This window comes from Enterobacter sp. D2 (assembly GCF_034427575.1).
In the GTDB taxonomy this organism is placed as follows: Bacteria; Pseudomonadota; Gammaproteobacteria; order Enterobacterales; family Enterobacteriaceae; genus Enterobacter; species Enterobacter cloacae_M.
In genome coordinates this window covers 65,414-86,540 of the sequence record NZ_JAXQPP010000003.1, presented here as the reverse complement: position 1 = coordinate 86,540, position 21,127 = coordinate 65,414, and the positions used below count along the sequence as shown (strand labels likewise).

Here is a 21,127-nt window from a genome sequence, read left to right as displayed (position 1 = left end):
AAAATTGTTAACAATTTTGTAAACTGCGGGCGGATAGAACGACCCGGTGGACGACGGGTATAAATTAAGAGGTCATGATGAGCACAGAAATCAAAACTCAGGTCGTAGTACTTGGGGCAGGCCCGGCAGGTTACTCCGCAGCATTCCGTGCAGCGGATTTAGGTCTGGAAACCGTCATCGTAGAACGTTACAGCACCCTCGGCGGTGTTTGTCTGAACGTCGGCTGTATCCCTTCTAAAGCGCTGCTGCACGTAGCGAAAGTTATTGAAGAAGCCAAAGCGCTGGCTGAACACGGTATCGTCTTCGGCGAGCCGAAAACCGATATCGACAAAATTCGTACCTGGAAAGAGAAAGTTATCACTCAGCTGACCGGCGGTCTGGCGGGTATGGCCAAAGGCCGTAAAGTGAAAGTGGTAAACGGTCTGGGTAAATTCACCGGTGCGAACACCCTGGAAGTGGAAGGCGAAAACGGCAAAACCGTGATCAACTTCGACAACGCGATCATCGCGGCAGGCTCTCGCCCAATCGAACTGCCATTCATTCCGCATGAAGATCCACGCGTGTGGGATTCCACCGATGCGCTGGAGCTGAAAACCGTTCCTAAGCGTCTGCTGGTCATGGGCGGCGGTATCATCGGTCTGGAAATGGGTACCGTGTACCATGCGCTGGGTTCAGAGATCGACGTGGTTGAAATGTTCGACCAGGTTATCCCGGCTGCCGACAAAGACATCGTTAAAGTCTTCACCAAACGCATCAGCAAGAAATTCAATCTGATGCTGGAAACCAAAGTGACTGCCGTTGAAGCGAAAGAAGACGGTATTTACGTTTCCATGGAAGGCAAAAAAGCCCCATCCGAACCGCAGCGTTACGACGCCGTGCTGGTGGCTATCGGCCGTGTGCCGAACGGTAAAAACCTCGACGCGGGCAAAGCTGGCGTGGAAGTGGACGACCGTGGCTTTATCCGCGTTGACAAGCAGCTGCGCACTAACGTGCCGCACATCTTTGCTATCGGCGATATCGTCGGTCAGCCAATGCTGGCACACAAAGGTGTTCACGAAGGTCACGTTGCCGCTGAAGTTATCGCCGGCATGAAGCACTACTTCGATCCGAAAGTCATTCCATCTATCGCGTACACCGAGCCAGAAGTTGCATGGGTCGGTCTGACTGAGAAAGAAGCGAAAGAGAAAGGCATCAGCTACGAAACCGCCACCTTCCCGTGGGCTGCTTCTGGCCGTGCTATCGCTTCCGACTGCGCTGATGGTATGACCAAACTGATCTTCGACAAAGAGACTCACCGCGTCATCGGTGGTGCGATTGTCGGTACCAACGGCGGCGAGCTGCTGGGTGAAATCGGTCTGGCTATCGAAATGGGCTGTGACGCTGAAGACATCGCGCTGACCATCCACGCTCACCCGACTCTGCACGAGTCCGTGGGCCTGGCGGCAGAAGTGTTTGAAGGCAGCATCACCGACCTGCCAAACGCGAAAGCGAAGAAGAAATAAGTTTCTTCAGATGAAAAAAGCGGCCAATGGCCGCTTTTTTTATGCGCTGCGTTCAGGGGGCCACAGGCTGCCAGGTTTTATCAGGGCTATAGGCGGCTAGCGCCCGGGCTTTCTGCTCTGAATCGCTGCCGAGATCGGACTGATACACCTTGTCGTCCTGGTTTATCACAAAGCTCATCACGCCCGTCTGACCGTAGCTGACCGGCCACGCCACCATCGCGAAACCGTTACTCTCCGGCAGGATGCGGAAGCGATAGCCGTGATAGCCGGTACCTGGCTCTTTCGGGCTAAATGCCGGGCCGAGCGGGCTGGGCGCTTCGCCGGGCGAGGCTGGCCAGTACAAACCGTCTTTTTTGCCTTTCGAGCTGACAATCTTCTGCGCGTATTTCTGGTTCATCGCAAAAAAGCTTTGCTGCGCATCAACATAGGCATGCAAGGCTTCAATGGCGGCGAGCTCGTTACGCCCGATTTCACGGGTCAGGATCTCTTCAGCCCCTTCTTTGATGTCGAACTGCCAGCCAGCAGAGGTTTTGATCACCGGGATGGGAAGCTGCCAGCCGTTGTCTCCGACAACCAGATGCGCCTTATCTCCTCCGACAACCGTGGTATGACGGACGTTCCAGTCGCGCAGGAAGCGATCGACAGCATCCGGATCAACGCCCTCAGGGGGCAGAAAATCGCGCCAGTTCTCTCCAAGCAGGTCGGTCATCGCGCTCTCGTTTTGCTCACTGATGGCTTTGGTCAGCGCATCGGTTGCCTGAGCGGGTGTGCTAAAAGACTGCTGCGCCATCACCGGGGCCGAAAGCATAAATAACACCATTCCGCTGAGTAGTTTACGTTTCATGTCGGTTCCCTTAGCGATGTCGAATTTCACGGCGTTCAGCACGTCCACCAGACGCCTGACGTGGCTGCTGCTGGCGCGCAGCGAGCTGTCTGCTTTGCGCACCGCGCTGCTGCTGCGCCTGCCAGTTTGCGGAGCGGCTGTCGTTACCGCTCAGCGCATTGGCCCGGGGCTGGCTGCTTCGCTGCTGGAGAGAGCGTTGCTGCGCGGGCTGCGAAGCCCGCTTCTCTTGTCTCTGGGCGGTGGTCTGGCGGTTTTCTCGCTGCTGCGCGGTGCTACGCTTCGCCGTCTGCGGTTTGGTGTCGTAGCCGCGGTAGTTATTGCGCTGCGAAATCTGCTTCAGCTGTTCGCCTGAGGCCTGACGCTGCACGTCTTTCGTTCCGGTGCGCGCCGTTTGGGGGAAGGTTTTGCCCGTGGATTTCTCCATCTGGCTCAGCGCGGCCTGACGCTGGCTATCGCGATTAACCGGTTTTTGCTGCGTTGAGCTGAGCCCTGTCGCCGCGTTGGTGGCGTGGAAGCGAGTGTTGAGCTGGTTAGTCGGATAGGGCACGCCTTCCCGATAGGCCGGGTTGTGCTGCCAGGTGCGGTTGGCGTCCGTCAGGCGCTGTCCGCTGATTTTATTGAAGTTCTCAACGTTGATATTGATATTGTTATCACCGTTGCGGTTATAGCCGCCGTGATTATCCCAGTCGTCATGGTGATGATCCCAGTCATCGTCATCATCCCAGTCGATGCTGCTGAAGATGGCATAGGTTGTGGCGACGCCCAGGCTGAAGCCTAAACCGTTTACGAAGCTGTTGCCAAACTGCTCCCCGGGCGTGGGCGGGAGATAGGTGGGCGGATAGGCGGCGTTTGGCCAGGTCCCGTAAACCGTATTGGGGTTATAGGTCGGGACGTAAACAACCTGCGGGTCGGCAGATTCAATTTTGATTACCGTAGGCGCGGACGTCGTCGTGGTCGTGGTTTCGGCGGTGCTGGTTTTCGCTGGCGCTGGTTTTGTTACGGTGGTGACCGTCTGCTGAGGCGTGGATTGTAACGCGCCGGCCTTCTGTGCCAGCGCGCGCAGGCGCTGAACGGAATCCATCACGTCCTTCGGCTGCGCGAGAAATGCATCACCCAGATTTTGTACCCACGGCGGGTTTTCACCCATCAGGGACATAAGCTGAGGAAACGCGACCAGCGATTTTACGCTGGGATCCCAGGGCTGGCTGGCAACGGCCTGAATCGCCGCGTCCCCTTCCATTTTAGGATTGTCTTTCGACCACTGCGCCGCCTGGATCACGTTGGCCGGATAGGTCGAGGCCATCAGGATTTGTGAGAGCAGGGCATCGGGGTAGAGCGCAACAGGGGCGACCCACTGATCGATTTGCGCGGCAGTGTAGGCTGGCGCGACAGCAGGGGCGGACTGGGCTGCGGCAGGCGCTGCCGGTGGAGCCGGTTGTTGTGTGACGGCGGCTGGCGCAGCGGGCTCCGTGGCGCGGCCTTTGACAAACATGACGCCCGAGGCGGCAAACAGCCCGGCACTGCACACAAGGACGAGCAGATGTGGCTTAAAGGGCAACTTCATAAAATGACTCCAACGAGACAAGCGTTGTGCCGTGAGGCGTTACGGTTGGCGTGAGTATTATTCACCCGTCTTTTACTGTTTTGACTTTTATTGGGAAGCGTCCGGGACGTCCGGATAAAGAGTGTGAGTATTTATTACACAATTATATCTGATGAAGAAAAAACTGAAGCGTCACGGTGCAGAAGATACCGCAAAAAGATGCCCTGAATCCCCGCTACACCATGCTTAACGATTCAGCAAATTTTTTAATGTTGCTTTTTTGTAAACGGATTAACACTGTGCAGAAATCCTGCTATGCTGCCCGACGCGGTATCGGGCATTTACCCTACAAACTGCTGTCTCACAGGAGCGTGAAGAGAACGCCCGCCGCATATGACAATGAGAGCGAGGAGAACCGTCGTGCTAGAAGAATACCGTAAGCACGTAGCAGAACGTGCCGCCGAGGGAATTGTACCCAAACCTTTAGATGCAACCCAAATGGCCGCGCTCGTCGAGCTGCTGAAGAACCCGCCTAAGGGCGAAGAAGAATTCCTGTTAGATCTGCTGATCAACCGCGTACCGCCTGGCGTAGATGAAGCTGCCTACGTAAAAGCCGGATTCCTTGCTGCTATCGCCAAAGGCGAAGCCACCTCCCCACTGGTTACTCCTGAAAAAGCCATTGAACTGCTCGGCACCATGCAGGGTGGTTACAACATTCATCCGCTGATTGACGCGCTGGATAACGACAAGCTGGCACCGATTGCCGCTAAAGCGCTCTCTTCCACGCTGCTGATGTTCGATAACTTCTACGACGTAGAAGAAAAAGCCAAAGCGGGCAACGTCTATGCGAAGCAGGTGATGCAGTCCTGGGCTGATGCCGAATGGTTCCTGAACCGCCCAGCGCTGGCTGAAAAAATCACCGTTACCGTCTTTAAAGTGACCGGTGAAACCAACACCGATGACCTCTCTCCGGCACCGGACGCGTGGTCTCGCCCGGATATCCCTCTGCACGCCCTGGCGATGCTGAAAAACGCCCGTGAAGGTATTGAGCCGGATCAGCCGGGCAGCGTTGGCCCGATCAAACAGATCGAAGCCCTGCAGAAAAAAGGATTCCCGCTGGCCTATGTGGGTGACGTTGTGGGTACCGGTTCTTCCCGTAAGTCCGCAACCAACTCCGTGCTGTGGTTCATGGGCGACGACATTCCGCATGTGCCAAACAAGCGCGGCGGCGGCCTGTGCCTCGGCGGCAAAATTGCGCCAATCTTCTTCAACACCATGGAAGATGCGGGCGCACTGCCGATCGAAGTGGATGTTTCTAACCTGAACATGGGCGACGTGATTGACGTTTACCCGTACAAAGGCGAAGTGCGCAACCACGAGACCAACGAGCTGCTGGCAAGCTTTGAGCTGAAAACCGACGTGCTGATCGACGAAGTGCGCGCCGGTGGCCGTATCCCGCTGATCATTGGTCGTGGCCTGACTACCAAAGCGCGCGAAGCGCTGGGTCTGCCGCACTCTGACGTTTTCCGTCAGGCGAAAGACGTTGCTGAAAGCAACCGCGGTTATTCTCTGGCACAGAAAATGGTGGGCCGCGCGTGCGGCGTTGCTGGTATTCGTCCGGGCGCGTACTGCGAGCCTAAGATGACCTCCGTGGGCTCTCAGGATACCACTGGCCCAATGACCCGCGATGAACTGAAAGACCTGGCGTGCCTGGGCTTCTCTTCTGACCTGGTGATGCAGTCCTTCTGCCACACGGCGGCCTATCCGAAGCCGGTTGACGTGACCACGCACCACACGCTGCCAGACTTCATCATGAACCGCGGCGGCGTTTCCCTGCGTCCGGGTGACGGCGTCATCCACTCCTGGCTGAACCGCATGCTGCTGCCGGATACCGTCGGTACCGGCGGTGACTCCCATACCCGTTTCCCAATCGGTATCTCCTTCCCGGCGGGCTCCGGTCTGGTGGCGTTTGCTGCTGCGACGGGCGTGATGCCGCTGGATATGCCGGAATCGGTGCTGGTGCGCTTCAAAGGTAAAATGCAGCCGGGTATCACCCTGCGCGACCTGGTTCACGCGATCCCGCTGTATGCGATTAAACAGGGCCTGCTGACCGTTGAGAAGAAAGGGAAGAAAAACATCTTCTCTGGCCGCATTCTGGAAATTGAAGGTCTGCCGGATCTGAAAGTGGAGCAGGCGTTCGAGCTGACCGATGCTTCCGCCGAGCGTTCTGCGGCGGGCTGTACCATCAAGCTGAACAAAGAGCCGATTATTGAGTATCTGAACTCTAACATCGTGCTGCTGAAGTGGATGATTGCAGAAGGCTACGGCGACCGTCGTACGCTGGAGCGTCGTATCCAGGGCATGGAGAAATGGCTGGCCGATCCGCAGCTGCTGGAAGCCGATGCTGACGCAGAGTACGCGGCGGTGATCGACATCGATCTGGCGGATATCAAAGAGCCAATCCTGTGTGCACCGAACGATCCTGACGACGCGCGTCCGCTGTCTGAGGTTCAGGGCGAGAAGATCGACGAAGTGTTCATCGGATCCTGTATGACCAACATCGGTCACTTCCGTGCTGCCGGTAAGCTGCTGGATACCCACAAAGGCCAGCTGCCAACCCGTCTGTGGGTGGCGCCGCCAACGCGTATGGACGCGGCTCAGCTGACCGAAGAGGGCTACTACAGCGTGTTTGGTAAGAGCGGTGCGCGTATCGAAATCCCTGGCTGTTCCCTGTGTATGGGCAACCAGGCGCGCGTAGCCGACGGTGCGACGGTGGTTTCCACCTCTACCCGTAACTTCCCGAACCGTTTAGGTACCGGTGCGAACGTCTTCCTGGCCTCTGCGGAGCTGGCGGCGGTTGCGGCGCTGATTGGCAAACTGCCAACGCCGGAAGAGTACCAGACCTTTGTGGCTCAGGTGGATAAGACGGCGGTAGATACCTATCGCTATCTGAACTTCGACCAGCTTTCTCAGTACACCGAGAAGGCCGACGGGGTTATCTTCCAGACGGCGGTATAAACAGCAAAACCGTCTCTACGAGACGGTTTTGAGTATTTGCACCCTCTCCCGTGGGAGAGGGACGGGGTGAGGGCATCAGGCCGCAGGGTCTTGCTCTCACCTTTTTATTTTCATTCCTCCCACCTCTCCCGCTTTTTTTCTTCCTCGCTGCTGCGATAATTACCGTAATGGCTTTGCAGAGGAAAACACTATGGATTACGAATTTCTGCGCGACATCACCGGAGTGGTGAAAGTGCGTATGTCGATGGGCCACGAAGCCGTTGGACACTGGTTTAACGAAGAGGTGAAAGAAAATCTCGCACTTCTTGATGAAGTTGAACAGGCGGCAAATACGGTGAAAGGCAGTGAACGATCCTGGCAGCGCGCCGGGCATGAATATACGCTGTGGATGGACGGTGAAGAGGTCATGGTGCGTGCCAACCAGCTCGAGTTTTCAGGTGATGAGATGGAAGAGGGGATGAGCTACTACGACGAAGAGAGCCTGTCGATGTGCGGCGTAGAGGATTTCCTTCAGGTGGTAAATGCCTACCGCGACTTTATGAAACAGAAATAAAAGACCGGAGCATCCCTGCTCCGGCTTGCTCTTACACGGCCGGAATATTGCGGCCGTAGTAAATCTCGCGCATCTCTTTCCAGAGCAGGTCAGTAATCGCCTTACGCTCTTCTTCGCTCAAATCTTCCGGCTTCGTGTGGAACATGTAGTGCTTAAGGTCAAATTCCTTAAGTAACATCTTGGTATGGAAGATGTTTTCCTGATACACGTTCACGTCCATCATGTCATACAGCGATTTCATGTCCTCGGACATAAAGTTCTGGATGGAGTTGATCTCGTGGTCGATGAAATGCTTCATGCCGTTGACGTCACGGGTAAAACCGCGCACGCGGTAATCAATGGTGACGATGTCCGATTCCAGCTGGTGGATTAAATAGTTCAGCGCGTTCAGCGGGGAAATCACGCCGCAGGTCGAGACTTCAATATCGGCGCGGAACGTACACAGCCCGCCTTCCGGGTGACTCTCCGGGTAGGTGTGCACGCAGATATGGCTTTTATCCAGGTGGGCTACGACCACTTCCGGCAGCGGGCCCGGATGTTCAGTTTTGTCGATAAGCTTCGGGTCGACCGGCTCTTCGCTGACCAGAATGGTCACGCTGGCGCCCTGAGGTTCATAATCCTGTCGGGCGATGTTCAGGATGTTTGCGCCGATAATGGAACAGGTTTCTGACAGGATCTCGGTCAGACGGTTGGCGTTGTAGAGTTCGTCGATATAGGCGATGTAACCATCGCGTTCTTCCGCTGTTTTGGCATAGCAGATATCGTAAATACAAAAACTCAGGCTTTTCGTCAGGTTGTTAAAGCCATGCAGTTTAAGCTTTTTCAATTAGCTCACCCCCTTAGTGGATAATGCGTCTTGCAGGTACTGCGGCAGAGCAAACGCTGCGGTATGAATTGCCGGATTGTAGTATCGGCACTGAAGACCGGCCTGATGGAAGCGGGCCTGAATAATTTCGGTGGAGAGATGGCGTAATACGTCGTTATCCGTCGCCCAGGCAAAGGTCATGATCCCGCCGTAGTACGTCGGAATGGCCGCCTGATAGAAGCTGACGTCATCGAAATAGGTGCTTAGCTTACGATGGCTGTCGAGCGCTTCATCCTGCTGCAGGAAGCAGACGCCATTTTGTGCGACGAAGATCCCGCCCGGGTTCAGGCAGCGCTTGCAGCCTTCGTAGAAGGAGGAGGTAAACAGCGACGCGCCGGGGCCGATAGGGTCGGTGCAGTCGGAGATAATAACGTCAAAGGTCTGCGAGGTCTGGTTAACAAAGTTAACGCCGTCGTCAATCACCAGGCTAAAGCGCGGATCGTCATAGCTACCGGCATTGTGGTTGGGCAGGTACTGGCGGCAGAAAGAGACGACGCCCGCATCGATTTCCACCATGGTGATGGTTTCAATGGAACGATGGCGGGACACTTCACGCAGCATTGCGCCGTCGCCGCCGCCGATAATCAGGACATGCTTCGCATGTCCGTGCGCCAGCAGCGGAACGTGGGTCATCATTTCGTGATAGATAAACTCGTCGCGCTCGGTGGTTTGCACCACGCCGTCCAGCGCCATCACGCGGCCAAAGGCGGCGTTTTCGAAGATAATGAGATCCTGGTGATCGGTTTTCTCATGATAGAGCACGTTATCAACGGCAAAGTACTGACCAAACTGGTCATGCAGTGTTTCATGCCACAACGTGTGGTCGGCCATACGCGGACTCCTCCTTTGTTAACATCCGTTACGCTCATAAAAAATGAGCGAAACATGATAGCTAACTATAACCGTGGTTGCACGGCTATAGGTTCAACAGGGGGCGTCGGGAAGGTTATTTGACGTAGGCGAGCAGGCTGAGTGAGTCGCGAGCCAGCGCTTTGCATTTTTTGGCAGTGGGAATACCAATACCGCTTAGGTCACGGTAGCTGTCTTCGCCGAGCGCCTTCATGTCGAAGCTGTCGTAGTTGCTGAGATCCCACTGGTTCTGCTGGGCAAAAAAGACCAGCGCGCGGCGAATTTGCCCGTTGGGTAAATTCTGGTAGCCACAATCATTTTTCAGGAATACAAAAACCGCCGTTAAATCGGCCATATCTTCCGCTTCATTTTCACTTAGCGCATAGCTGTTCGCACACATTGCCATCAGGCTACCGAACAAAATTGTCCTGAAAAACGTCTTCATTGCTTCTACCACTTCTTCACGGAAAATTAACGTTAGCATACTTGATGCCAGTGCGACGATCTTTATTATTGCCGCTTTACTTGACCTTCCGGTAAGGGGAGGGTTTATGCTCAAAAGATCGCCTGCTGGAAATAAGGAAATGAACATGCAACGTCGTGATTTTTTAAAATATTCCGTGGCGCTGGGTGCTGCCAGCGCATTGCCTCTCTGGAGCCGCGCGGTTTTTGCAGCTGACAGGCCTGCCTTACCCATTCCTGACTTACTGACCGCTGACGCCCGCAGCCGTATCCAGCTTGTGGTTCAGGCCGGTAAAACGACGTTCGGCGAGCACCACGCCACGACGTGGGGCTATAACGGCAATTTGCTCGGTCCGGCGCTTCAGCTACGTAAAGGGAAAACGGTGACGGTGGATATCCACAACACGCTCGCCGAAGAGACGACGCTGCACTGGCACGGGCTGGAAGTGCCGGGCGAGGTGGACGGCGGGCCGCAGGGCATCATCAAAGCGGGTGGTACGCGCAGCGTCACCTTTACGCCCGATCAGCGCGCGGCGACCTGCTGGTTCCATCCGCATCAGCATGGCAAAACGGGCCATCAGGTGGCGATGGGGTTGGCGGGACTGGTGCTGATTGAAGACGACGAAAGCCGCCTGCTGCGCCTGCCGAAACAGTGGGGCATCGACGACGTACCGGTGATTGTGCAGGACAAGAAATTCAACGCTGACGGGCAAATTGACTATCAGCTGGACGTGATGAGCGCGGCGGTAGGCTGGTTTGGCGACACGCTGCTGACCAACGGCGCCATTTACCCTCAGCACGCCGCGCCGAAAGGCTGGCTGCGCCTGCGCCTGCTCAACGGCTGTAACGCGCGCTCGCTGAATTTCGCCGCCAGCGATAAACGCCCGCTGTATGTAGTAGCCAGCGACGGCGGCCTGCTGCCGGAGCCGGTGAAGGTGAGCGAGCTGCCGATGCTCATGGGCGAACGCTTTGAGGTGCTGGTGGATATCAGCGACGGCAAGCAGTTTGACCTCGTGACGCTGCCGGTGAGCCAGATGGGGATGGCGGTCGCACCGTTTGATAAGCCGCATCCGGTGCTGCGTATTCAGCCGCTGCTGGTGGCCGCTTCCGGCACGCTGCCTGATACGTTAACCACCCTGCCAGCCCTCCCGTCGCTGGAGGGGCTTACGCAGCGTAAGCTGCAGCTCTCCATGAACCCGATGCTTGATATGATGGGCATGCAGGCGCTGATGGCGAAATATGGTGATAAGGCGATGGCGGGGATGCACCACGGCCAGATGATGGGCCATATGAATATGGAGCACGGCAAAATGGGCGGCATGGGGAATATGAATCACGGCGACCATGGCTTTGATTTCCACAACGCCAACATGATCAACGGTAAAGCGTTCGACATGAATACGCCGATGTTTGCTGCGACAAAAGGTCAGCTTGAGCGCTGGGTGATTTCAGGCGAAGGAGACATGATGCTGCATCCGTTCCATATCCACGGCACACAGTTCCGCATTCTCACAGAGAACGGTAAAACGCCGGATGCGCATCGCGCGGGCTGGAAAGATACGGTGAGAGTGGAAGGCGGCGTCAGCGAGGTGCTGGTGAAGTTTGACCACGAGGCGCCGAAGGAGTTTGCCTATATGGCGCACTGCCACCTGCTGGAGCATGAAGATACGGGGATGATGCTCGGCTTTACCGTATAAAAAAAGCCGGGTGGCGGCTTCGCCTTACCCTGCCTGGATTTCGCAGGTGCGGCCTGATGCCCTCACCCTGACCCTCTCCCACAGGGAGAGGGAACAAACACAAAAACGGCAACCGAAGTTGCCGTTTTGCTTTTATTTGCCTTCGTCAGGCAACGCATACGCGACGATATAGTCGCCCATCTTGGTGCCAAACGAACCGTGACCGCCGGCAGAGATGACAACGTACTGCTTGCCATTCACTTCATAGGTCATCGGCGTGGCCTGTCCACCCGCTGGCAGACGGCCCTGCCACAGTTTTTCACCGTTGGTCATATTGTACGCGCGAAGGTAGTTATCTGCGGTTGCCGCGATGAACAGCACGTTACCGGCGGTGGAAATTGGGCCACCCAGCATTGGCATACCCATATTGAACGGCACCGGAACAGGCATCGGGAACGGCATGCTGTCCTGAGGCGTACCAATACGTTTTTTCCACACGATCTGGTTGGTTTTCAGATCCAGGCCGGAGATATAACCCCAGGCAGGCTGTTTACACGGCAGACCAAACGGAGACAGGAACGGGTTCAGCGTTACGCCAAACGGCACGCCGTACTGCGGCTGAATGCCGGCTTCGGTACCGCTGCCTTTCGCGTCTTTCGGCTGCTCCATTGGGTTGCCCGGACCACGTGGGATCAGACGGGAAACGAACGGTAGCGCCATTGGGTTAGCAATAGCGACCTGACGGTTAGGGTCAACGGAGATCCCGCCCCACTCGAACATCCCCAGGTTACCCGGGAAGACCAGCGTGCCCTGCTCAGAAGGCGGCGTGAAGATGCCTTCATAGCGCAGCTGATGGAACATCACGCGGCACACCAGCTGGTCAAACATCGTGGCGCCCCACATGTCTGCCCCGCTGAGGTCTTTCTTCGGACGGAAGCTCAGATCGGAGAACGGCTGGGTTTTGCTGACGTAATCACCTTTCGCCGCACCCTGCGGAACCGGTTTTTCCGGTGCCGGCACAACCAGCTTGCCGTTGCTGCGATCCAGTACGAAGATGTTGCCGGTTTTCGCCGGAGCGTAAATCACCGGTACGGTTTTGCCGTTAACGGTAATGTCCGCCAGCGTCGGCTGGGACGGCATATCCATATCCCACAGATCGTGGTGAACGGTCTGATAGCTCCAGGCCAGCTTACCGGTGGTCGCGTTCAATGCCACGATAGCGCTGGCATAACGTTCCTGCTCCGGCGTGCGGTTACCGCCCCAGATATCTGGCGTAGTAACACCCATCGGCAGGTAGACCAGGTCCAGCTTCGCGTCATACGCCGCTGGTGCCCAGGAGTTTGGCGAGTTAAAGGTAAAGGTGTGCTCGTCCGACGGGATCGCGTTGGGATCTTTCGCGCCCGGGTCGAAGGCCCACAGCAGTTTACCGGTGTTCACGTCGAAACCACGGATAACACCGGAGGTTTCACGCGTGGAGAAGTTATCCGTTACCGAACCGGCAATCACGATGGTTTTATCGGTGATGATTGGCGGCGAGGTGGGCTCATACAGACCCGGCGTGGTGTCCGGCATGTTGGTCTGCAGGTTCAGGATACCTTTGTTGGCAAAGGTTTCGCACAGCTTGCCCGTTTCGGCATTGATGGCGAACAGACGGCCATCGTTCACCGGCAGCATAATGCGGCGAGGACAGTCAGCAATGACTTCCGGGCTCGCATTATCGGCACGCGCTTCGTGGTAAGAGACGCCACGGCAGGTGACGTGCTGGAAGGACGGGTTGGAGTTCAGCTGCGGATCGAAGTGCCATTTCTCTTTACCGGTGGCCGCGTCGAGCGCGAACAGACGCTGGTGCGCCGTACACAGGTAGAGCATGTTGCCGACTTTAATCGGCGTCACTTCGTTGGTCAGCTCGCCCGGATCGTTCGGCATCTTCACATCGCCGGTACGGAATACCCAGGCTTCTTTCAGGTTTTTAACGTTGTCCGCGTTGATCTGCTTCAGCGGAGAGTAGCGTTGACCTTCCTGATTACGACCATACGCAGGCCAGTCGCCGTCAGCGACCTGGGAGATAGCTGCCGCAGGCGTGGATTCCGCGTTCAGCGTACCGTTGATCTCCTGCGGGTCATTAAAGCCTGCCCAGGTCAGAATGCCGCCGGTAATAAGCAGGGCAACAACCAGGCCCGCTACCGCACCGCTGGAAGGCACAATCAGGCGACGCCAGACGAACGGCAGGATCAGCCAGATACCGAAGAAGACCAGGATGTCGCTGCGCGGCGTCAGTGCCCAGAAGTCAAAACCGACTTCCCAGACGCCCCAGATCATGGTGGCAAGAAGGAGGGCGGCATACAGCCACAGTGCAGATTGTTTTCTACGCAACAGCAGGACGGTTACGGCAACCATAACCAGACCCGCAATCGGGTAGTACCAGGAGCCGCCTAAGGCGACCAGCCAGACGCCACCGATTAACAGATACAGCGCGCAGAAGGCTGCGAATGCGGCTGTTAATGTCACCAGTAGACGCGGCTGTTTAGAGTTTGTTTCAGCCATAGAAAGTGTACTCGTCAGTTTTTGTTAATAATTTGCTAGCAACTAATTATAGGTATTAACAAGTGTGATCGGAATCACAATATTTGCTTTTTATAACTCATACGCCAGGCTTATCCATTTGCTGATATAATGGCTGGCTTGCGTATCAGTGCTGGATATTAACTCATCCGTATTGAGAGATTTTAAATAAAATCATTTGGTTAGTAATATGAAACATACTGTTGAAGTGATGATCCCGGAAGCCGAGATCAAAGCGCGTATCGCCGAACTGGGTCGTCAAATCACCGAACATTACAAGGACAGCGGTAGCGAAATGGTGCTGGTCGGTCTGTTGCGCGGCTCTTTCATGTTCATGGCAGACCTGTGCCGTGAGGTGCATGTGCCCCATGAGGTCGATTTTATGACCGCCTCCAGCTACGGCAGCGGCATGTCCACTACCCGTGATGTGAAAATCCTGAAAGATCTGGATGAAGATATTCGTGGTAAAGATGTGTTGATCGTTGAGGACATCATCGACTCCGGCAACACGCTGTCAAAAGTGCGCGAGATCCTGAGCCTGCGTGAACCAAAATCTCTGGCGATTTGTACGCTGCTGGATAAACCTGACCGTCGTGAAGTGCAGGTGCCGGTAGAGTTCGTGGGCTTCTCGATTCCGGACGAATTCGTCGTCGGTTACGGCATTGACTACGCGCAGCGCTATCGTCATCTGCCGTATGTGGGGAAAGTGGTACTGCTGGACGAGTAGTTGCAGGCTGATGCCCTCACCCCGGCCCTCTCCCACAGGGAGAGGGAGAACATTCCCGGCTTTATTTATGGTTCACATGCTTAAGCTGAAGGTTGGCAATCCCCGAACGGTAACGCTGCTCCAGCGTTTCGCGGTTGGTGGCGGTCACTTCCAGATTGCGCAGCAGGCCATCGTGAATGCCGTACGCCCAGCCGTGGATAGAAACCTTCTGCCCGCGTTTCCACGCTGATTGCATGATCGTTGAGTGGCCCAGGTTATATACCTGCTCCATCACGTTGAGTTCGCAAAGGGTATCCATGCGACGTTCCTGCGGCATTTCGCCCAGCAGTGAGCTATGTTTGAACCAGATATCGCGGATGTGCAGTAGCCAGTTATCAATGAGCCCCAGTTCCGTGTTTTCAACCGCCGCCTGCACGCCGCCGCAGCCATAATGGCCGCAGATGATGATGTGCTCGACTTGCAGAACGTCCACGGCATACTGAACAACAGAAAGACAGTTGAGATCGGTGTGAATCACGAGATTGGCGACATTGCGGTGAACAAACAGTTCGCCGGGTTCAAGGCCGGTCAGGCGCTCCGCCGGTACGCGGCTGTCGGAACATCCAATCCAGAGAAAGCGTGGGTTCTGAGCCTGCGCGAGTTTTCCAAAAAATCCGGGGTCTTCCTCCACCAGCATTTTTGACCATAGTGCATTGTTGCTGATGAGTGTATCTATGTTGTTCATGGAGGTTAGCGACCTGTAACCGAGTTATTGCGTTGCGCTACTATAGGGTAACCCGACTTTTAATGAAACCACACAACGTGTGTAAGAACTGAAGGTAAGTTAATTTCATGGCAATTGCACTGGAGCTTGAGCAGCTTAAAAAAACCTATCCGGGTGGCGTTCAGGCGCTACGCGGAATAGATCTGAAAGTAGAAGCTGGTGATTTTTACGCGCTTCTGGGGCCGAACGGGGCGGGGAAATCGACCACCATTGGGATTATCAGCTCGCTGGTCAATAAAACGTCCGGCCGGGTGAGCGTCTTTGGGTACGACCTGCAAAAAGATGTGGTGAACGCCAAGCGCCAGCTGGGGCTGGTTCCGCAGGAGTTCAACTTCAACCCGTTCGAGACGGTGCAGCAAATTGTCGTTAACCAGGCGGGCTATTACGGCGTTGAGCGTAAAGAGGCCCTCGAGCGTAGCGAAAAATACCTTAAGCAGCTCGATCTGTGGGAAAAGCGTAACGAACGCGCGCGCATGTTGTCCGGCGGGATGAAGCGCCGCCTGATGATCGCCCGTGCGCTGATGCATGAGCCAAAACTGCTGATCCTCGATGAGCCGACTGCGGGTGTCGATATCGAACTTCGTCGTTCCATGTGGGGCTTCCTGAAAGATCTCAACGACAAAGGCACCACCATTATTCTGACCACCCACTATCTGGAAGAGGCTGAAATGCTGTGCCGCAACATCGGCATCATTCAGCACGGCGAGCTGGTGGAGAACACCTCGATGAAGAATCTGCTCTCCAAGCTGAAATCCGAAACCTTCATTCTCGATCTGGCGGCGAAAAGCGCGCTGCCAAAACTTGAAGGCTACAACTATCGTCTGGTGGATACCTCGACGCTGGAAGTGGAAGTGCTGCGCGAGCAGGGGATTAACAGCGTGTTCTCACAGCTGAGCGCGCAGGGGATTCAGGTGTTAAGTATGCGTAACAAAGCGAACCGACTGGAAGAGCTGTTTGTCTCTCTGGTACATGACAAACAAGGAGACAAGGCATGACGCATCTTTACTGGGTCGCGCTGAAAAGTATCTGGGCGAAAGAGATCAACCGCTTTATGCGTATCTGGGTGCAAACCCTGGTGCCGCCGGTCATCACGATGACGCTCTATTTCATCATCTTCGGTAACCTGATTGGTTCCCGGATTGGTGAAATGCACGGCTTTACCTATATGCAGTTTATCGTGCCGGGCCTGATCATGATGGCGGTGATCACCAACGCCTATGCCAACGTGGCGTCGTCATTCTTCAGCGCCAAGTTCCAGCGCAATATTGAAGAGCTGCTGGTCGCGCCGGTGCCGACGCACGTCATTATCGCGGGCTATGTTGGCGGCGGCGTAGCGCGCGGGCTGTGCGTGGGGATCCTGGTCACGGCGATTTCTCTGTTCTTTGTCCCGTTCCAGGTACACTCGTGGCTGTTTGTCGCGCTCACGCTGCTCCTGACGGCGATCCTGTTCTCGCTGGCCGGTCTGCTGAACGCCGTGTTCGCCAAAACGTTTGACGACATCAGCCTGATCCCGACCTTCGTGCTGACGCCGCTGACCTATCTCGGCGGGGTGTTCTACTCCCTGACGCTGCTGCCACCGTTCTGGCAGGCGCTGTCGCACCTGAACCCGATTGTCTACATGATCAGCGGGTTCCGCTTTGGCTTCCTCGGTATCACCGATGTGCCGCTGTTTACCACGGTGGCGGTGCTGGTGGTGTTTATCATCGCCTTCTACCTGCTCTGCTGGTCGCTGATCCAGCGCGGACGCGGGCTGCGCAGCTAATCTTTTGCCCGGCGACGTTCTGTTTGCCGGGCACTTTCTTTGACAGTTATCACCGTAAGCTAACCTTCACTCCGCTAAACTACTTGCCTGCTAAGGAGGGAGTTATGCTGGGATGGGTTATCACCTGCCACGATGAACAGGCGCAGGAAATGCTGGATAAGCTTGAAGCCAGATTTGGCCCGCTGGTGCAGTGCCGGGCGGTAAACTACTGGCGCGGGTTGAGCACCAACATGCTGAGCCGCATGATGTGCGATGCCCTGCATGAAACGGACACCGGCGATGGCGTGATTTTTCTTACCGATAAATCGGGCGCGGCGCCTTACCGCGCAGCCGCGTTGCTGAGCCATAAGCACGCGTGCTGTGAAGTGATCTCGGGTATTAACTTCTCCCTGCTGGCGTTAATGTATCCGCAGCGTGGATCCTTAAGCAGCGCAGAGTTTCGCCAGGCCATCGTGGCGCAGGGCGTTCCGGGCGTCAGCAGCTTGTGGCATCAGCAGCAAAAAAATCCTCCCTTCGTCCTGCTCCACGATTTGTATAAGAATTAAACGTTGGTATTGATGTCTCATTTGTTACAATAGCGGCAGTTTTCCGCACCGATTAAGACACCATGCTACCGCGCATTCTTTTCTTGCTATTGATGCTCATTTCCGGCGTCAGCTCAGCCAGTTTACTCAGTCAGCACACGCTGCCTGCCCAGTACATGCAAACCACCGAAGACGCGGCGATCTGGGCGCAGGTGGGGAACAGCGTGATCAACGTCGGTAACGTCCGCGCCGGGCAGATCCTGGCCGTTGTGCCCGCGGCGGCGGACTACTACGAATTTCGCTTTGGTTTTGGCACGGGGTTTATCGACAAGGGACACCTGGAGCCGGTTCAGGGGAAACAGCGCGTCGAGGACAGCCTCGGGGATCTCAATAAACCCCTCAGCAATCAGAACCTGATTACCTGGAAAGACACGCCGGTGTATAACGCGCCGTCGAGCGGCAGCGCGCCTTTCGGCACGTTAAGCGCCAATCTGCGCTATCCGATACTGAATAAACTGAAGGACCGTCTGAATCAGACCTGGTTCCAGATCCGCATTGGCAATCGTCTGGCGTGGATCAGCAGCCTGGACGCGCAGGAAGATAACGGACTTCCGGTTCTGACCTACCATCATATTCTGCGTGATGAAGAGAACACCCGTTTTCGACATACGTCCACGACCACCAGCGTACGCGCGTTCAACAACCAGATGGCCTGGCTACGCGATCAGGGTTATACCACCCTGACGATGTACCAGCTTGAAGGGTACGTGCGTAACAAAATGAACCTGCCTGCAAAATCGGTGGTGATTACCTTTGACGATGGCCTGAAATCCGTCAGCCGCTATGCCTATCCAGTGTTGAAAGAGTACGGCTTCAAGGCTACCGCGTTTATTATCTCTTCCCGCATAAAAGGCCATCCGCAGAAGTGGGATCCAAAATCGCTGCAGTTTATGAGCGTGCAGGAGATTAAGGGGATTCAGGATGTGTTCGATATTCAGTCTCACACCCACTTCCTGCACCGCGTGGATGGGTATAAACACCCGATTTTACTGAGCCGCAGCTATCACGTGATTTTGTTTGATTTTGAACGCTCGCGTCGCGCGCTGGCGCAGTTTAATCCACGCGTGCTCTATCTTTCCTATCCGTTTGGCGGCTACGACAATAAAGCGATAAAGGCGGCGAATGATGCCGGTTTTCATCTGGCGGTGACGACGGTGAAAGGGAAGGTGAAGCCGGGGGATAATCCGTTCTTACTGAAACGCCTGTACATCTTAAGAACGGATTCGCTGGAGACAATGTCGCGGCTGATCAGCAATCAGCCGCAGGGATAGTGCTTAAGCAACCTGAACCGGAATCGCCTTCGCGGTACGTTTCATGTCGTTGTCGCCTTCAAAGTAGGCAACTTTCGGCTGCCAGCGGCGTGCTTCTTCATCAGACATCATCACGAAGCTGGCGATAATCACAATATCGCCCACGTCCGCGCAGTGCGCTGCCGCGCCGTTAACGGAGATGATTTTAGACCCGCGCTCGGCGGCGATGGCGTAGGTTGAGAAACGTTTGCCGTTGTTAACGTTCCAGATATCAATCGCTTCGTTTTCAAGGATGCCCGCAGCATCAAGGAAATCCTGGTCGATGGCGCAGGAGCCTTCATAGTGCAGGTCGGCCTGGGTGACTTTCACACGGTGAAGCTTACCTTGCAGCATTTTGCGAATCATTACGTTTACCTTTCATCTTCCGGGTAGAGAAACCTACGCCAGTTCAACCACTTTGTTGTCGATTAGGCGGGCCTGACCAAGCCATGCCGCCACCAGAATGACCGCACGTTTGCTGGTCTGTGTAAGCTCCAGAAGCGTGTCGGCATCGCGAATTTGAATATCATCAGCGCGGAAGCCTTTATCGTTCAGCGCCTGTTCAGCCAGAGCAATAATCTCTTCGGCCGTTAACTCTTTCGCCAGAAGCTGTTCTGCCATGGTGTTCATGGCCTTGCTTAAGCCCGGCGCGATTTTACGCTGGTCGGCGGTCAGGTAGCCATTTCGCGAGCTGAGCGCCAGACCGTCTTTGGCGCGTACAATCGGTACGCCGACAATCTCGATATCGTAACCCATATCCGCAACCATCTTGCGGATCAGCGCCAGCTGTTGGAAATCTTTCTCACCGAAGCAGGCAACGTCCGGCTGCACAAGGTTGAACAGCTTGCTGACGATAGTGGAAACGCCGCGGAAATGACCCGGGCGGCTCGCGCCTTCGAGCATTGTGGAAATGCCCGGGACGTCAACGTAGGTTGCCTCTTCAGTACCCTGCGGGTAAACATCCGCCGGTGCAGGTGAGAAGACGATATCCGCATGGCGTTTTTTGAGCTTCTCGCAATCTTCCTGCAGGGTACGCGGATAGCGTGCCAGATCGTCGGCGCGGTCAAACTGCATTGGGTTAACGAAGATACTGACCACCACGATATCTGCACGGGCTCTTGCTTCGTCAACCAGCTTCATATGGCCGTCATGCAGGTTGCCCATGGTCGGGACCAGTGCGATACGTTTACCTTCCTGACGCGCGCGGCGGATATGCTGGCGAAGCAGCGGCAGGGTTTCAATGATTAGCACAACGAGACTCCTTAATGGAAACTGTGTTCTTCACCCGGGTAAACACCGGATTCAACGTCGGCAATATACTGCCTGACCGCAGCGCGCATGTCGCCCGCTTCGGTGAGGAAATTTTTGGCAAATTTTGGAATATGTCCGCCAGTGATGCCAAAGGCGTCGTGCATCACCAGAATCTGACCGTCGGTCACGTTGCCCGCACCAATACCAATCACCGGAATCGACAGAGCTTCAGTAATGCGCTTCGCCAGCTCAACCGGCACGCACTCCAGCACCAGCAGTTGGGCACCTGCGGCTTCCAGCGCCAGGGCATCATCCAGCAGCGTCTGGGCGGCGTCACCGCGGCCCTGCACTTTATATCCACCAAAGATGTTGACGGACTGCGGCGTCAAGCCCAAATGGCCGCACACCGGCACGGCGCGCTCGGTGAGCATCTTCACCGTATCCACCAGCCAGGCGCCGCCTTCAATTTTGACCATGTTAGCGCCAGCACGCATGACCGCTGCCGCGTTTTCGAATGCCTGCTCCGGCGTGGCATAGGCCATAAACGGCAGATCGGAGAGCAGCAGGCAGGCTGGAGCCCCGCGGCGCACCGCACGGGTGTGGTAAGCGATATCCTCAACCGTGACCGGCAGGGTGGAATCATGTCCTTGTACCGTCATCCCTAACGAATCTCCGACCAGCATGACGTTGATACCCTCTTCGGCAAAGAGTTTGGCGAAGCTGTAGTCATACGCGGTGATGGTGGCGAAGCGTTTTTTTTCCTGTTTGCATTTCTGCAGTAAGGAGATGGTGGTTGGTTTCATACTGTTTCCTGATAGCCCAAAAGCGAATCTTTGCGCATTCTAACAGTAACATTCGGGGGAACAATGATTTTAGG

General features: G+C 55.6%; 19 protein-coding genes. 9 read left to right on the top strand and 10 right to left on the bottom strand.

What is annotated here, in order from left to right; translation table 11 throughout:
- The first annotated feature begins 77 nt into the window (after window positions 1-77).
- Entirely contained in the window at window positions 78-1,502 is a 1,425-nt protein-coding gene (gene lpdA / locus SPG90_RS15860; protein ID WP_003856313.1) for a dihydrolipoyl dehydrogenase, read from the top strand.
- Between the two features lie 52 nt (window positions 1,503-1,554).
- On the opposite strand, the gene SPG90_RS15855 is transcribed toward lpdA, so the two are convergent.
- Together SPG90_RS15855 and SPG90_RS15850 are read right to left on the bottom strand one after the other, a co-directional pair.
- Window positions 1,555-2,346, bottom strand: a complete 792-nt coding sequence (locus tag SPG90_RS15855; RefSeq protein WP_252041089.1) for a DUF2950 family protein — start codon at window positions 2,344-2,346, stop codon at window positions 1,555-1,557.
- Window positions 2,347-2,356: 10 nt separating this feature from the next.
- The gene (locus SPG90_RS15850) at window positions 2,357-3,910 is read right to left on the bottom strand and encodes a DUF3300 domain-containing protein (RefSeq protein WP_248201655.1); all 1,554 of its coding nucleotides are present in this window, start codon (window positions 3,908-3,910) and stop codon (window positions 2,357-2,359) included.
- A gap of 399 nt (window positions 3,911-4,309) precedes the next feature.
- On the opposite strand from SPG90_RS15850, the gene acnB reads away from it, so the two are divergent.
- On the top strand, window positions 4,310-6,907 hold the full coding sequence (gene acnB / locus SPG90_RS15845) for a bifunctional aconitate hydratase 2/2-methylisocitrate dehydratase (RefSeq protein WP_045355163.1): 2,598 nt from the start codon (window positions 4,310-4,312) through the stop codon (window positions 6,905-6,907).
- 190 nt (window positions 6,908-7,097) lie between these two features.
- Window positions 7,098-7,460: a protein YacL gene (gene yacL / locus SPG90_RS15840; protein ID WP_023310423.1), complete on the top strand. Its 363-nt coding sequence runs from the start codon at window positions 7,098-7,100 to the stop codon at window positions 7,458-7,460.
- Window positions 7,461-7,491: 31 nt separating this feature from the next.
- Here yacL and speD read toward each other — a convergent pair whose 3' ends face one another.
- From speD to SPG90_RS15825, 3 genes are all read right to left on the bottom strand, one after another.
- On the bottom strand, window positions 7,492-8,286 hold the full coding sequence (gene speD / locus SPG90_RS15835) for an adenosylmethionine decarboxylase (RefSeq protein WP_008501953.1): 795 nt from the start codon (window positions 8,284-8,286) through the stop codon (window positions 7,492-7,494).
- Complete coding sequence (gene speE / locus SPG90_RS15830) at window positions 8,287-9,156, bottom strand: polyamine aminopropyltransferase (protein ID WP_023310424.1); 870 nt, start codon at window positions 9,154-9,156, stop codon at window positions 8,287-8,289. It lies immediately after the preceding gene.
- A 115-nt stretch (window positions 9,157-9,271) separates the two neighbouring features.
- Window positions 9,272-9,619, bottom strand: a complete 348-nt coding sequence (locus SPG90_RS15825; RefSeq protein ID WP_014882582.1) for a YacC family pilotin-like protein — start codon at window positions 9,617-9,619, stop codon at window positions 9,272-9,274.
- 145 nt (window positions 9,620-9,764) lie between these two features.
- On the opposite strand from SPG90_RS15825, the gene cueO reads away from it, so the two are divergent.
- Entirely contained in the window at window positions 9,765-11,333 is a 1,569-nt protein-coding gene (cueO, locus tag SPG90_RS15820; RefSeq protein ID WP_322408228.1) for a multicopper oxidase CueO, read from the top strand.
- Window positions 11,334-11,465: 132 nt separating this feature from the next.
- On the opposite strand, the gene SPG90_RS15815 is transcribed toward cueO, so the two are convergent.
- On the bottom strand, window positions 11,466-13,856 hold the full coding sequence (locus SPG90_RS15815; protein ID WP_023310427.1) for a glucose/quinate/shikimate family membrane-bound PQQ-dependent dehydrogenase: 2,391 nt from the start codon (window positions 13,854-13,856) through the stop codon (window positions 11,466-11,468).
- Between the two features lie 208 nt (window positions 13,857-14,064).
- Between SPG90_RS15815 and hpt the strand changes: the two genes are divergently transcribed.
- Window positions 14,065-14,601: a hypoxanthine phosphoribosyltransferase gene (hpt, locus tag SPG90_RS15810; RefSeq protein WP_008501948.1), complete on the top strand. Its 537-nt coding sequence runs from the start codon at window positions 14,065-14,067 to the stop codon at window positions 14,599-14,601.
- A gap of 61 nt (window positions 14,602-14,662) precedes the next feature.
- Here the strand turns inward: hpt and can are convergent, their stop codons facing one another.
- The gene (gene can, locus SPG90_RS15805) at window positions 14,663-15,325 is read right to left on the bottom strand and encodes a carbonate dehydratase (RefSeq protein ID WP_008501947.1); all 663 of its coding nucleotides are present in this window, start codon (window positions 15,323-15,325) and stop codon (window positions 14,663-14,665) included.
- 107 nt (window positions 15,326-15,432) lie between these two features.
- Between can and SPG90_RS15800 the strand changes: the two genes are divergently transcribed.
- The 4 genes from SPG90_RS15800 to SPG90_RS15785 all read left to right on the top strand — a co-directional run bounded on the left by SPG90_RS15800 (window position 15,433) and on the right by SPG90_RS15785 (window position 18,981).
- Window positions 15,433-16,359, top strand: a complete 927-nt coding sequence (locus SPG90_RS15800; protein ID WP_003856300.1) for an ABC transporter ATP-binding protein — start codon at window positions 15,433-15,435, stop codon at window positions 16,357-16,359.
- On the top strand, window positions 16,356-17,126 hold the full coding sequence (locus SPG90_RS15795; protein ID WP_023310428.1) for an ABC transporter permease: 771 nt from the start codon (window positions 16,356-16,358) through the stop codon (window positions 17,124-17,126). Before SPG90_RS15800 ends, SPG90_RS15795 begins: the two co-directional genes overlap by 4 nt.
- 104 nt (window positions 17,127-17,230) lie before the next feature.
- Entirely contained in the window at window positions 17,231-17,671 is a 441-nt protein-coding gene (locus SPG90_RS15790; protein WP_033144654.1) for a PTS sugar transporter subunit IIA, read from the top strand.
- Window positions 17,672-17,733: 62 nt separating this feature from the next.
- On the top strand, window positions 17,734-18,981 hold the full coding sequence (locus SPG90_RS15785) for a polysaccharide deacetylase family protein (protein WP_045355167.1): 1,248 nt from the start codon (window positions 17,734-17,736) through the stop codon (window positions 18,979-18,981).
- 3 nt (window positions 18,982-18,984) lie between these two features.
- Here SPG90_RS15785 and panD read toward each other — a convergent pair whose 3' ends face one another.
- The 3 genes from panD to panB are packed head-to-tail and all read right to left on the bottom strand — an operon-like array spanning window position 18,985 to window position 21,053.
- The gene (panD, locus tag SPG90_RS15780) at window positions 18,985-19,365 is read right to left on the bottom strand and encodes an aspartate 1-decarboxylase (RefSeq protein ID WP_006810068.1); all 381 of its coding nucleotides are present in this window, start codon (window positions 19,363-19,365) and stop codon (window positions 18,985-18,987) included.
- Between the two features lie 33 nt (window positions 19,366-19,398).
- The gene (gene panC, locus SPG90_RS15775; RefSeq protein ID WP_126303559.1) at window positions 19,399-20,250 is read right to left on the bottom strand and encodes a pantoate--beta-alanine ligase; all 852 of its coding nucleotides are present in this window, start codon (window positions 20,248-20,250) and stop codon (window positions 19,399-19,401) included.
- An 11-nt stretch (window positions 20,251-20,261) separates the two neighbouring features.
- On the bottom strand, window positions 20,262-21,053 hold the full coding sequence (panB, locus tag SPG90_RS15770) for a 3-methyl-2-oxobutanoate hydroxymethyltransferase (RefSeq protein ID WP_023310432.1): 792 nt from the start codon (window positions 21,051-21,053) through the stop codon (window positions 20,262-20,264).
- Window positions 21,054-21,127 lie beyond the last annotated feature (74 nt).